Annotated in this window: 12 protein-coding genes; 6 read left to right on the top strand and 6 right to left on the bottom strand. The window is 74.7% G+C overall.

Annotated features, from left to right (window positions below; all coding sequences use genetic code 11):
• Positions 1 to 215: 215 nt before the first annotated feature.
• On the top strand, positions 216 to 941 hold the full coding sequence (locus ACSDG8_RS06445; protein ID WP_210894901.1) for a PP2C family protein-serine/threonine phosphatase: 726 nt from the start codon (positions 216 to 218) through the stop codon (positions 939 to 941).
• A gap of 3 nt (positions 942 to 944) precedes the next feature.
• Here the strand turns inward: ACSDG8_RS06445 and hrpB are convergent, their stop codons facing one another.
• On the bottom strand, positions 945 to 3,569 hold the full coding sequence (gene hrpB / locus ACSDG8_RS06440) for an ATP-dependent helicase HrpB (RefSeq protein WP_210894900.1): 2,625 nt from the start codon (positions 3,567 to 3,569) through the stop codon (positions 945 to 947).
• A 134-nt stretch (positions 3,570 to 3,703) separates the two neighbouring features.
• Positions 3,704 to 4,525, bottom strand: a complete 822-nt coding sequence (locus ACSDG8_RS06435) for a SigB/SigF/SigG family RNA polymerase sigma factor (protein ID WP_210894899.1) — start codon at positions 4,523 to 4,525, stop codon at positions 3,704 to 3,706.
• Between the two features lie 333 nt (positions 4,526 to 4,858).
• Between ACSDG8_RS06435 and ACSDG8_RS06430 the strand changes: the two genes are divergently transcribed.
• On the top strand, positions 4,859 to 5,596 hold the full coding sequence (locus ACSDG8_RS06430) for a hypothetical protein (RefSeq protein ID WP_210894898.1): 738 nt from the start codon (positions 4,859 to 4,861) through the stop codon (positions 5,594 to 5,596).
• On the opposite strand, the gene ACSDG8_RS06425 is transcribed toward ACSDG8_RS06430, so the two are convergent.
• Positions 5,545 to 7,134 carry a phospholipase D family protein gene (locus ACSDG8_RS06425; RefSeq protein ID WP_210894897.1) on the bottom strand — a complete coding sequence of 530 codons (1,590 nt, stop codon included), beginning with the start codon at positions 7,132 to 7,134 and terminating at the stop codon, positions 5,545 to 5,547. The genes ACSDG8_RS06430 and ACSDG8_RS06425 overlap by 52 nt on opposite strands.
• Before the next feature lie 138 nt (positions 7,135 to 7,272).
• Here ACSDG8_RS06425 and ACSDG8_RS06420 point away from each other — a divergent pair, with 138 nt between their 5' ends.
• Positions 7,273 to 7,401, top strand: a complete 129-nt coding sequence (locus ACSDG8_RS06420; protein ID WP_256440847.1) for a hypothetical protein — start codon at positions 7,273 to 7,275, stop codon at positions 7,399 to 7,401.
• 44 nt (positions 7,402 to 7,445) lie between these two features.
• On the opposite strand, the gene ACSDG8_RS06415 is transcribed toward ACSDG8_RS06420, so the two are convergent.
• Both ACSDG8_RS06415 and ACSDG8_RS06410 read right to left on the bottom strand, forming a co-directional pair.
• Complete coding sequence (locus tag ACSDG8_RS06415) at positions 7,446 to 8,432, bottom strand: pirin family protein (RefSeq protein WP_210894896.1); 987 nt, start codon at positions 8,430 to 8,432, stop codon at positions 7,446 to 7,448.
• 11 nt (positions 8,433 to 8,443) lie between these two features.
• Entirely contained in the window at positions 8,444 to 8,926 is a 483-nt protein-coding gene (locus tag ACSDG8_RS06410; protein WP_210894895.1) for a MarR family winged helix-turn-helix transcriptional regulator, read from the bottom strand.
• A 101-nt stretch (positions 8,927 to 9,027) separates the two neighbouring features.
• On the opposite strand from ACSDG8_RS06410, the gene ACSDG8_RS06405 reads away from it, so the two are divergent.
• Positions 9,028 to 9,612 (top strand): DUF1684 domain-containing protein, encoded by a 585-nt coding sequence (locus tag ACSDG8_RS06405; protein WP_210894894.1) that lies wholly within the window; start codon positions 9,028 to 9,030, stop codon positions 9,610 to 9,612.
• A gap of 53 nt (positions 9,613 to 9,665) precedes the next feature.
• On the opposite strand, the gene ACSDG8_RS06400 is transcribed toward ACSDG8_RS06405, so the two are convergent.
• Complete coding sequence (locus ACSDG8_RS06400; protein WP_073827797.1) at positions 9,666 to 10,253, bottom strand: general stress protein; 588 nt, start codon at positions 10,251 to 10,253, stop codon at positions 9,666 to 9,668.
• Positions 10,254 to 10,364: 111 nt separating this feature from the next.
• Here ACSDG8_RS06400 and ACSDG8_RS06395 point away from each other — a divergent pair, with 111 nt between their 5' ends.
• Positions 10,365 to 12,197 (top strand): glycoside hydrolase family 15 protein, encoded by a 1,833-nt coding sequence (locus tag ACSDG8_RS06395; RefSeq protein ID WP_210894893.1) that lies wholly within the window; start codon positions 10,365 to 10,367, stop codon positions 12,195 to 12,197.
• Between the two features lie 83 nt (positions 12,198 to 12,280).
• A complete protein-coding gene (locus tag ACSDG8_RS06390) occupies positions 12,281 to 12,781 on the top strand; it encodes a metallophosphoesterase family protein (RefSeq protein ID WP_210894892.1) in 501 nt (166 codons plus the stop codon).
• Positions 12,782 to 12,783 lie beyond the last annotated feature (2 nt).

The raw sequence follows: 12,783 nt of genomic DNA, 5'->3' as shown, positions 1-12,783 counted from the left end.
GAGGTTCCTTCCGTGCTCGGGGGGTGGTGGGGGAACACGGGGAGCTGGGAGCGCTCCCAATATCAGGCCGATGTTTCCACCGCGTTCCGTCGCTGTCAATCGATCCGGCCCGATGCTCGGCCGAGCGCCCGCTCGCGGAGGGGTCCGGCGCGCCACGTACGATGTCAGTGATCTCCTACAGACAACCGAGCCCTCGACCTGGCAGGCTGCGACCCATGACCCTGAAGCTTCGTTCCGTCGGAGCGAGCGACCGTGGGCTGATTCGTAGCGGCAACCAGGACGCGCAGCACGCGGGCCCCTGGCTGGTCGCGGTGGCCGACGGCATGGGCGGCATGGCGGCCGGCGACCTGGCCAGCCGCATCGCGATCGACGCGATCGCCCCGCTGGACGTGGAGACGCCGGAGGACGCGCTCGTCGCCGCGCTCCAGGGCGCGATCGAGCTGGCCACCGCGCAGATCCGCCAGGCGGTGGAGGAGGACCCGGAGCGTCAGGGCATGGGGACCACGCTCACCGCGCTGCTGTTCGCCCGTACCGGCAGCTGCCTGGCGCTGGCGCACGTCGGTGACTCCCGCGCCTACCTGTTCCGTGAGGGCGTGCTCAAGCAGGTCACCCGCGACGACACGTTCGTGCAGATGCTCGTGGACCAGGGCGTGATCACCGCCGAGCAGGCCAGCAGCCACCCGCGGCGGGCGGTGGTGACCCAGGCGTTGCAGGGCGACCAGGTCTCCCCGTCGTACGCGACGATGGTGCCCCGCGCCGGCGACCGCTGGCTGCTGTGCAGCGACGGCCTCTCCAACGTGGTCCGCGCGGACACGCTCACCGAGGTGCTCAACGAACAGCTGGAGCGGGACGCCTGCGCGGCCCGGCTGATCGACCTGGCGCTGCGGGCCGGTGGCCCGGACAACATCACCGTCGTGATCGCCGACGTCGTCGAGGAGTAGCCCTCACCGTCGGCGCGGAGCGGCCCGACGGGTCGGCTCGGCAGTGGTCGGGTCCTCCGGCCACGGGTGACGCGGATAGCGGCCGCGCAGCTCCGCCCGTACCTGCGGATAGCCGGTGCGCCAGAACGACGCCAGGTCGGCGGTGACCGCCACCGGCCGCCCGGCGGGGGAGAGCAGGTGCAGCAGCACCGGCACCCGCCCGTCGGCGATGCGCGGCACGCCCCGCCAGCCGAACGTCTCCTGGAGCTTCACCGCCAGCACCGGCGCGGCCGGATCGGCGTAGTCGACACGTACCCGGGATCCGCTCGGCACCGCGAGTCGCTCCGGGGCCAGCTCGTCCAGCCGGGCGGCCTGCCGCCAGTCCAGCAGCCGCCGCAGCGCCGTCGCGACGTCCACCCGGCCCAGGTCGGCCCGGCGGCGGGCGCGGATCAGCTCCGGCGCGAGCCAGTCGGGCGCGCGGTCGAGCAGCGCCGCGTCGGAGACGTCCGGCCAGTCCTCGCCGAGCGCCTGGCGGCAGAACGCCATCCGGCGGCGCAGCCCGGTCGCCTCCGGCGTCCAGCGCAGCAGTCCCGGCCCTTCCTGCCGCAGCCCGTCCAGCAGCGCCGCCGCGACCAGCTCCGGCGGCGGCGCGGTCAGTTGCCGCTCGCGCAGCTCGATCGCGCCGAGCCGGTCCACCTCCCGGGCCACCACGTCCCCGCCGGCCCAGGCCACCTCGCGTCCGGAGCGCAGCAGCGCCGCCCCGGCCTCCCGGGCGGTCGCCTCGTCGATCGGCGCGGCCAGGCGTACCCGGGCGGCCGGCGCGCCGGGGGAGCGGTCGGCCACCGCGACGGCCAGCCACGCGGACCCGGCCAGCCCGGACCCGGGCGTCAGCTCCGCGGCGGTCCCGCCGGCCATCAGGTACGCGGACCCGCCGGCCCGCCGCACCCGGGCCAGCCGTTCCGGGTACGCCAACCCGGCGAGCAGCCCCGCGGCCAGATCGTCGGGCAGGCGCTCCCGTTCGTCTCCCGCCGACCGTCCGCCGCCACCGCGGTGCGCCGCCGAGCCGGCGGGGCGCCGGTCGGCCCGGCCGGTGCGCGAGCCGGTCGGGCGCTGATCCGTGCGGTCACCGGGTGCGCCGGCGGGACGCTCGGCGGGCAGGGCGGCGCGCAGGCGGCGTACCTCGGCGCGCCAGCGTGCGGTGGCTGCCGCGTCGGTGCCGCCGCGCAGTCGGCGCCAGCGGGCCGGCAGGTCGTCGCCGGCCCCGCCCAGCGTGTCCTCGGCGAGCACCGCCACCACCTCGGCGGCCCGGTCCGCACCGACCCGTGGTGCGCCGTCCAGCAGGGCCCGCGCCAGCCGGGGATGGGTGCCCGCCGCCGCGACCGACCGGCCGCGCGCGCTGATCCGGCCGTCGTCGTCGACCGCGCCGAGCGTGCGCAGGGTCTCCCGTGCCACGGTCAGCGCGGCCGGTGGCGGCGGGTCGGGCAGCGCCAGGCCGGCGCCGTCCGGCGTGCCCCACGCCGCCAGCTCCAGCGCGAACCCGGTCAGGTCGGCGGTGGCGATCTCCGGCTCGGGTTGCGGGGCGAGCCGCTCGTGCGCCGCCTCGGACCAGCAGCGGTAGACAGCGCCCGGCGCCTCCCGTCCGGCCCGGCCCGCCCGCTGCGTCGCCGCCGCCCGGGACACCGGCACCGTGACCAGCGCCCCCAGCCCTCGGGCCAGGTCGGTGCGGGGTACCCGGCTCAGGCCGGCGTCCACCACCACCCGCACGCCCGGCACGGTCAGGCTGCTCTCCGCCACGGCGGTCGCCAGCACCACGCGCCGTCCGGCGGCCGGGGTCAGGGCCGCGTCCTGGGCGGCGGCGGGCAGCCGGCCGTGCAGCGGCAGGACGGCGACGTGCCCACGCAGGTCGGCCAGCCGGCCGGTAACGGCGGCGATCTCGCCCGCCCCGGGCAGGAAGACCAGCACGTCGCCGTCGCGTTCGCGCAGCGCCCGGCGGACCGTGGCGGCCACGTGGTCCAGCAGCGCGGGGTCGACCCGGCCGCCGCCGGGCGGCGTCACCGGGCGCGGCGGCGCCCACATCCGCTCGACCGGGTGCAGGGCGGCCTCGGCGCGTACCACTGGCGCGGGTTCGCCACCGCCGAGCAGCGCGGCGAACCGGTCCGCCTGCGGGGTGGCGGACATGGCCAGCAGCCAGAGGTCCGGGCGTAGCGTGCCGCGCGCCTCGACGCTGAACGCCAGCGCCAGGTCGGCGTCGAGCTGCCGCTCGTGACACTCGTCGAGCAGCACCGCGTCCACACCGGGCAGCTCCGGGTCGTGGTGCAGCCGCCGCACCAGCAGGCCGGTGGTGACCACCTCGACCCGGGTACGCGGCCCGGTCCGGCGCTCGCCGCGCACCGCGTAGCCGATCCGGTCGCCGACCCGCTCGCCGAGCAGCGCGGCCATCCGGTGCGCGGCGGCGCGGGCGGCGACCCGCCGGGGCTGGGCGATCACCACCCGTCCGGCGACGGCGTCGGCGACCGCGAGCGGCGCTGTAGTGGTCTTGCCGGTCCCCGGCGGCGCCACCAGCACGGCGGCGCCCCGGGCGCGCAGCGCCTCGACGAGCGCCGGCAGCACCGGCCGGACCGGCAGGTCGAGGGCGACGTCGGCGAGCACGGACCCACTCTCGCACCGCGCCGCCGGACGGTCCGCGCTGCCCCCGGAACACGGAACGGCCCGGCCGGCGCACCGCCGACCGGGCCGGGTGGGCCGCCGTGCCGGGTCCGCCGACCCGGCCGCAGCCCTCCTTGCTAGTACGTTCCGTCGAGCTGACCGCGCAGCTTGGTCAGGGCCCGGGCCAGCAGCCGGGACACGTGCATCTGCGAGACGCCGATCTGCTCGGCGATCTGCGACTGGGTCAGGTTGCCGTAGAAGCGCAGCGTGAGGATCTTCTGCTCGCGCTGGTCGAGCGTGGCCAGCGCCGGACCGAGGGCGACACGCATCTCGGCCAGCTCGAACTCGCCGTCCTCGCCGCCGATCAGGTCGCCGAGCTCGGTGGCGCGCTCGCCGTCGCCGGTCGGGGTGGACAGCGACACCGCGTTGTACGCGCGGGCGCCTTCCAGGCCTTCGAGGACCTCTTCCTCGGTGAGCTTGAGGTGGGCGGCGATGTCGGCGACCGTCGGCGAGCGGCCGAGCGTCTGCAGCAGCGTGCTGTTGGCGTCGGAGATGGCCAGGCGCAGCTCCTGCAGCCGGCGGGGGACGCGGATGTCCCAGGTGCGGTCGCGGAAGTGGCGCTTCAGCTCGCCGATGATGGTGGGGATCGCGTAGCCGGCGAAGTCGACGCCGCGCGACGGGTCGAACTTGTCGATCGCCTTGATCAGGCCGATCGCGGCGGTCTGCGCCAGGTCGTCGTTCGGCTCGCCGCGGCCGCTGTAGCGGTGGGCCAGGTGGTTCGCCAGCGGCAGCCAGGCCTCGATGGCGCGGTCGCGCAGCGCGGGCCGCGACGGGTGGTCGGCCGGCAGCGCGGCCATCGCGTCGAGCAGGTCGGCGGCGCTGTCGGTGAGCGAGCGGGGGTCGAGCTTCGCGGAGCCGGCCGGCTTGGTCGCCGGGGCGCTGATCGTGGGAGCGGTCATGGGTGGTCCTCCCTGCACCTCGTCCACGGAAGAAAAAAGACGTGACGCTTAGGTTTAGGTGACGGTAGTACGTTCGGAAGCCACCATAGCCCGATCGTGCTGCGGAAATCTAGCCGAAAGTACGATGTACTTAAGGTGTAAGCAGCCATGAAAGGCATGAGCCGGTTGATATCGCGCTCGGCAGGGTGGTGCGGCGCGGTGACCGGTCGGCCCCGGTCGTACCCCGACCGGTCAAGGCGGAATCCGACAGGTGGGCGAAGTGTCGCCTTTCTGTCGTTGTCCCGCCGACGGGACCGCCCGTACCGTCCGTAGCGACACGTCAACGGAGGCACCGTGCTGGATCCCGCCGCGCCGCAACTCGTCATCAACGCCCGGACGCTGCTGTTCAGCTGGCTCCCGGCGGATCCCGGCGCGGTCGAGACGCTGGTTCCGGCCGGTCTGCGCCCGCACCCGCAACGTCAGGTCTTCGTCAACCAGTACGTGGTCGACGACGAGACGCAGACCTCCGGCTTCGGCGCGTACTCACTCACCTACCTCGGTGTCTCGCTCGCGGACATGGACCCGCCCGACGGCGGGACGCCCGGCGGCTGGTGGACGCACTACATCGCCTCCAGCGAGCGGGTCCGGCGGTACGCGAGCGCGCGGGGCGCGCCGGCCGTCGCCGGGGAGACCCGCCTCGACCTGCGGGGCGACCGGCTCACCTCCGAAACCCGGGCCGCCGACGGCACGCCGCTGATGCGGGTCACCGCCCGGGTCGGGCACACCGGCACCGAGGCGCACAACGGCCACCACCGCTACCTCACCGGCCGCGACGGCGAGCTGATCGTCACCGACTACCCGTACGTGGCCGAGCCGGTGTCACCGTTCGAGGTCGAGTCGGTGGAGTTCCCGGCGCCCGAGCACCCGGTCCACGCGCTGCGGCCGGCCAACCCGCTGCAGGTGTGCTGGGGCTTCTACTCGCCGCGCGTGTCGTTCGCGTACCCGGCCCGCCCGAACGTGCCCGACGAGGTGAGCGGCCTTCACCAGGTGCCGGCCCGCCGGGCGCGCAGCGGCCTGCCGTCCGGGTCGTAGACCAGCCGGTACGCCGGCAGCGCCCAGAGCCGCGTACGCCAGGGCAGCCGCTCCGGGCGGTGCGGCCGCAACCGACCCGGCGGACGGGGACCGGCCCGGCCCTCGGCGTGCCAGCGGTCCAGTTCCTCCGCCGCCGCGGTGATCGCGGCCACCGCGTCGGCCGGGTCCAGCAGGTCGTCGTCCTGCGCGCCGCCGGGATCGCGGTCCAGGTGCTCGCGCCACAGCCGCAGCCGCAGGTCGCGGGCGAACAGCCGGGCGCCGTCGCCCAGCCCGGCCGGGTCTTCCGGCGCCCGGGTGTCGCGGGTGTCGTCGAGCACCGCGCAGGACAGCTCGCTGTCGTGCGTCCAGGAGCGGCGGTTGAAGTTGTCGCTGCCCACGCTGGCCCACACGTCGTCCACCACGCAGACCTTGGCGTGCACGTAGACCGGCGTGCCGTCGTGGTTCTCGACGTCGAACACGTGCACCCGCTCCGGCGCGGCCCGGTGGCACAGCGACAGCGCCTGCTCCCGGCCCACCATGTTCGGCGGCAGCGCGAGCCGGCCGTCCACGTCCGGGTGCCGGGGCACGACCGCCACCAGGTGCAGGTCCGGGTGCTCGTGCAGCGCCTGCGCGAACAGCTCGGCCACCTCGGTCGACCAGAGGTACTGGTCCTCCAGGTAGATCAGCCGCCGCGCCCGGCGTACCGCCTTGGTGTAGCCGCGGGCCACCGTGCGCTCGCCGTCCGGGGCGAACGAGTAGCGGGGCCGCACCGCCGGGTAGGTGCGCAGCACCTGCACGTGGTGCGGCCCGCACGGCGGCGGGTCGGCGGGCTGCTCGGGCAGCGGGTCCGGGCGCAGGTCCGAGCCGCGCAGCCGGTCCCGCAGGTACGCCATCGGGTTCTCCGAGTCCAGCGGCATCGGATCGGTCCACCGCTCCCGGAACGTGGTGTCGAGCGCGCCGACCACCGGCCCGCGCACCGCGAGCTGCACGTCGTGCCAGGGCGGCGTCGGGCCGTACCGGGGGGACATGCCGACCGGCTGCGGGTCCCCGGCGTGGCCGGCGTCGTCGCGGCGGCTGTGGCACAGGTCGATGCCGCCGGCGAACGCGATGTCGCGGCTCGGGTCTCCGGGCCTTCGCAGCACCACGAGCTTCTGGTGGTGCGAGCCGCCGCGCCGGACCCGCTGGTCGAGCAGCACCTCGCCGCCGGCCGCGCGGATCGCCTCGCTGAGGTCGCGGTTCTCCGCCTCGCTGTAGGAGAGCGCGTCGAGGTGGGAACGCCAGATCAGGCCCTTGACGATCACTCCGCGCTGGGCCGCCTGCGCGAACAGCTGCGCCACTGTGGGACCGTCCGGGCGCATCCGCTCGTCCGGGTCGCCGCGCCAGTCGGTGAAGAACAGATGGTCGCCCGCGGTGAGCGATTCCACCTCGCTGACCAGGCGGTCAAAGTACGCGGCTCCGTGAATCAGGGGCTCGGCGAGGTTTCCATCGGTCCAGACGGGTAACTCAGACCCCGGGTTGGCGCGTTCCTGTGCGGTGAGGAACCAGTCCCGCAGAGTCACGTTCCACCCCCGAGGTCGACGACGTCCTCACACGGTAGGACCCCCGGCAGGACCCCGCACGGCGAGCAACACGTCGAGCGGTGCCGCGCGCCAGGGGTACGCCGGACCCCTGGATCGCGACACCGAGGAGGCACCGACATGCCCGCCGAGACGACGAACACCGTGACCGACAACCGCGAGCAGGCGGTGGAGGGGGAGCGGGGTGCGCTGGTGGCGGTCCTGTTGATGGTGATCCTCGGGGTGGCCGGGATCTTCGCCGTCTCCTGAGACCGCGGCCGGGCGCCCCGGCGATCCGGGGCGCCCGTGGCAGGTCAGGGCCGGTCGCCCTGGCCGTCGCTGTGCGGCATCCGCCCGGTCGGGATCACCCCGAGCCGGCCGGCCTGGAAGTCCTCGACCGCCTGAATCAGCTCGGCGCGGGTGTTCATCACGAACGGGCCGTAGTGCGCCACCGGCTCGCGGATCGGCTGGCCGCCCATCAGGTACAGCTCCAGCGCCGGGGCGTTGGAGTCCTGCGTCGGGTCGGCGGTGATCCGCAACGCCTCGCCGGGCCCGTGCACGGCGAGCTGGCCGAGGTGGATCGGCCGCCGGTCGGTGCCGACAGTGCCGCGGCCGGCCAGCACATACACCAGGGCGTTGAAGTCCGACCGCCACGGCAGGCTCAGCTCGGCGCCGGGCTGCAACGTGACGTGCGCGATGGTGATCGGCGTGTGCGTCGAGCCCGGGCCCCGGTGCCCGGCGACCTCCCCGGCGATGACCCGGATCAGGCCACCGCCGTCGGGCGTGGTCAGCAGCGCCGACTCCCGGCCGCGGATGTCCTGGTAGCGGGGCGCGCTCATCTTGGCCACCCGGGGCAGGTTGACCCAGAGCTGCAGGCCGTGGAAGAGCCCGCCGCTCATCACCAGGTGCTCCGGCGGCGCCTCGATGTGCAACAGCCCACTTCCGGCTGTCATCCACTGGGTGTCGCCGTCGGTGATGGTGCCGCCGCCACCGGTCGAGTCCTGGTGGTCCATGATCCCGTCGATCATGTAGGTCACCGTCTCGAAGCCGCGGTGCGGGTGCCAGGAGGTGCCCTTCGGCTCGCCCGGCGCGTAGTCGACCTCGCCCATCTGGTCGAGGTGGATGAACGGGTCCAGCTCGGTCATCGGCACGCCGGCGAAGGCCCGGCGGACCGGGAAGCCCTCGCCCTCGTAACCGCTGGGGGCGGTGGTGACCCGGGAGACCGAGCGGTATTCGGTCGCCTCGCCGAGCTTCGGCAGGCGGGGCAGGACGAGGACGTCGTCAACGGTGATCGCGGGCATCGCGGGGCTCCTTACTTGTCGGCCGGGGTGGACGACGCGGTGCGGTCGGCGCGCAGGCGCCGGCCGAGCCGCTCGAAGACCCGGGTGAGGCAGGCGACCTCGGCGTCGTCGAGGTCGTCGATCAGGTGGGCGCGCACGGAGCGCAGGTGGTGCGGCGCGGCCTCGCGCAGGGCGAGCAGGCCGGCCGCGGTGAGCACGGCTTCGCTGCCGCGCCGGTCCGCCGGACATGCCTCCTTCGCCACCAGCCCGCGCTTCTGCATCGTGGTGACCTGGTAGGTCAGCCGGCTCGGCGAGAACACCAGCCGGTCGGCCAGCTCACCCATGCGCAGCCGCTGCCCGGGCGCCTCGGAGAGCAGCACCAGCACGTGGTAGTCGGCGAAGCTCAGGTCGCTGTCGGCGCGGAGGTCGTCCTCGAGCCGGGTGAACAGCCGCTGGCTCGACTCGATGTACGCGCGCCAGCAGGCCATCCGCTCCGCGTCCAGGTTCTCCGTCATGCCCCGAGAGTAGCACTATTTAAAATTTAAACAAGTGTCCTTGCCGTGTGCGGCGTGCGTCTCACGCTGCTCTTCTTGAAAACTGAAGATAGGGTCGGGGGATGGACGATCTCGACCTGCTCGACTGGCGGGAGCGGATGGCCCGGCTCTACCTGTCCGACCTCGACCTGACCGGGTTCCGGGCCGCCCGCGACGAGCTGTTCCGCACCCACCCCAGCAGCCCGGTGCCGCCCGCCGACCGGCCCGGCTTCACCGGGCTGCGGTGGTACCCGCCCGACCCGGCGGCCGTGGTCGAGGCGCCGCTGCGGCCCGCCTCCGGTGAGCTGCGCATCGACACCGGCGGCCCGGACGGCGTGGTCGCGTACCGGCGGGTGGCCGTCGCCGAGACGCCCTGGGGACCGCTGACGCTCTGGTGGATCGAGGCGTACGGGGGCGGGCTGTTCCTGCCCCTGCGCGACGGCACCTGCGGCGACGGCTCGTACGGCGGGGGCCGGTACCTCACCGACACGGTCAAGGGCACATTCGGCCGCGGCCTGACCGTGCTGCCCGGTGACCGGGTCCGGCTGGACGCCAACTACCTCTACAACCCCAGCTGCGCCTACGACGACAGGTGGGCCTGCTCGCTGGCCCCGCCGGAGAACCGGGTGGACGTGCCGCTGCGCGCCGGTGAGCGGGCGTACCACTGACGAGGTGAGGGAGGACCCCGGCGGGGCCCTCCCTCCTCGCGTACCGCCGCCGGTCAGCGGGCGGTGGCGCCGGTCGGTGTCAGGTGCATCCGGCTGAGCAGCTGCTGGGCCTGGCCGGCCAGCTCCGCGTCCACCGTGACCGCGTACTGGGCGGCCCGCAGCGAACTGGCGGACGTGAAGTCACGCTGCCCGCCGCTCATGGCGTGTGCCACAGCGCCGAACACGGCGCCCCAGATCGCACCGATCACCAGGCCGACAAGGATCACCGCCAGCCAGTTGCCAGCGGTGAAGATGCCGAAGAGCAACCCGATGAACAAGCCGAACCAGGCGCCGGTGCCGGCCCCGAGCAGGGCCGCCCGGCCCGTCGTGAGCCGTCCCATCACGGTCTCCACGAGCGTGAGGTCCGTACCGACGATCGAGGTACGTTCCACCGGGAACCGGTTGTCGGCCAGGTAGTCCACCACGCGCTGGGCGGACGGATAGTCCGGGTACGAGCCGATTGTGACGGTCGCCGAACCGGCCTGCGGTCCGTGCCCGTCCCCGCTCGGCGGCGTCGGGCGACCGCCCGGGCCGGACGGGAGGTTGTCGCTGCCCGGCATACCGGGTTGCCAGGCCGCGGTCGGAGTCGAGGGTCTGGTCATGAGCATCCTCCTTCGTCAGCCCGCCGCGTTCCCGCCCGCGGCGAGCGGTAACGCGCCGACCGGGACCGATGCGGCCAGGCATGGCGGCACCCGGGCCGGGTAGCCACAGTCGTGCGGAGCGGACGGATCAGCGAGCACGGCTTCCTCGCCGACGGGCGCAGCGCGGCCCTCGTCGACCGCGACGGCTCGGTCAACTGGTGGTGCCCGCCCCGGTTCGACGCGCCGTCGGTGTTCGGCCGGCTGCTGGACGACGACGCCGGGCACTGGAGCATCCGCCCGGCGGGGGAGTCGACGAGCACACGCTCCTACCTGGACGACACGCTCGTGCTGCGTACCGTCTTCACCACCGCGACCGGCACGGTGGCCGTCACCGACGCGCTGGCGCTCGAGCCCGGCGCGCGGGGGCACGACATCGGCATGCGTTCGCCGCGGGTGCTGGCCCGGCTGGTGGAAGGGCTCACCGGCGAGGTGCCGATGCGCGTCGACTACGCGCCCCGCTTCGAGTACGGCCGCGTCGGCGCCTACCTCACCGAAGGCGACGGCGTAGTCCGCGCCACCGCCGGCGCCTGCCGCCTGGAGCTGCGCGCCGACGTCCCGCTGACCATCGCCGGGGGCGCCGCCACCGGGCGGTTCACCGCCCGTGCCGGCAGCACGCACCGCTTCACCCTCGGGTACGCCCCGACGTACGCCGGCGGTGAGCCCGCGCTGCCCGACGCCGCCGAGGTGGTGGCCGAGACGGTCACCGGCTGGCGGTCCTGGTCGGCGCTGCACGACTACCAGGGCGAGTACCGCGACGAGGTGCGGCGCAGCGCGCTCGCGGTGCAGGGCATGACGTACGCGCCCAGCGGCGCGGTCGTCGCGGCGGCCACCACCTCGGTGCCGGAGCGGCTCGGCGGCGACCGCAACTACGACTACCGCTACGTGTGGCTGCGCGACTTCAGCCTCACCCTCCAGGCGCTGTGGCGGGCCGCCTGCCCGGACGAGGCGGACCGGCAGTTCACCTGGGTGGCGCGGGCGATGGGCCGGATCGGTGACGAGCCGGTGCCGGTCATGTACGGCGTCGAGGGGGAGCGGGACCTGACCGAGCACGACCTCGACCACCTCGCCGGGTACGCCGGCAGCCGGCCGGTGCTCGTCGGCAACGACGCCTGGCGGCAGCGGCAGAACGACGTGCTGGGCGAGGTGCTCGACGCGGCCTGGGTGATGCGGTACTACCTCGACCCCATGTCACCGGAGGTGCGTGACCTGCTGCGGACGCTCGCCGACCAGGCCGAGCGCGGCTGGCACCGGCCCGACGCGGGCATGTGGGAGGGGCGCGGCCCGGAACGGCACTACGTGTCGTCGAAGGTGGAGTGCTGGACCGCGCTGGACCGGGCGGTGCGGTTCGGCTCCCGCATCGGCGAGCCCGCCGACGTGGCCCGCTGGGCGGCCGCGCGCGACGAGGTGCGGGCGGCGGTGCTCACCCGCGGCTGGAACGAGCGCGTCGGCGCGTACACCGGGGCGTTCGGCTCCGACGACCTGGACGCCTCGGTGCTGGTCATGCCGCTCGTGGGCTTCCTGCCGGCGGACGATCCACGGATGCGCGCCACGATGGACCTGCTGGAGCGGCGGCTGTCCCGCGACGGGCTGCTGCGCCGGTGGGACGGCGACCCGGCGGGGTTCGTGATCTGCTCGTTCTGGCTGGCCGCCGGCCTGGCCGAGGCGGGCGAGCTGGACCGGGCAAGGCGGCTGTTCGAACGCCTGGCCGCCCGCACCAACGACCTCGGCCTGTACGCCGAGCAGATCGACCAGGACACCGGCGAGCAGATGGGCAACTTCCCGCAGGCGTACTCGCACATCGGCCTGATCACCGCCGCCGGCCGCATAACCGACGCCGCCGCCCGAGCCAAGGCTTCCCGCGCCGCCGCCCCCGCCGCCCCCGCCGCCTCTACGCGTCGATCATGAGGTTGACGGTGTAGTCGATCTCCCTGAGTGCCGCCAACTTCATGATCGCCGCGGGAAGGGGCGGGGTGGGGGAGGATGAGGGGGTGGATCTCGTGATCATGGCGGACACGCACGTGCCGAAACGGGCGCGGGATCTTCCGGCGCCGCTGTGGGCGGCGGTGGAGGCCGCCGACGTGGTGGTGCACGCCGGGGACTGGGTGGACGTGGCGCTGCTGGACGCGCTGGAGGAGCGGTCGCGCCGCCTGATCGGCGTGTACGGCAACAACGACGGGCCGGAGCTGCGCGCCCGGCTGCCCGAGGTGGCCCGGGTGGAACTGGACGGCCTGCGGGTCGCCGTGGTGCACGAGACCGGCCCGAAGACCCGCCGCGAGGAGCGCTGCGGCGCCGCGTACGGCGACTGCGACCTGCTCGTCTTCGGACACTCGCACATCCCGTGGGACAGCGTCGCGCCGGGCGGCCTGCGGCTGCTCAACCCCGGCTCACCCACCGACCGGCGGGCGCAGCCGTACGCCACGTACCTGACCGCGCGGGTGGCGGCGGGGCGGCTCGACCGGGTCGAGCTGCACCGCCTGCCCCCGCGCTGACC

Source organism: Micromonospora sp. LA-10, assembly GCF_051853095.1.
Lineage (GTDB): Bacteria > Actinomycetota > Actinomycetes > Mycobacteriales > Micromonosporaceae > Micromonospora > Micromonospora echinospora_A.
Note: the sequence above shows the minus strand (reverse complement) of the source record. Positions and strands in the feature narration are given on the sequence as shown.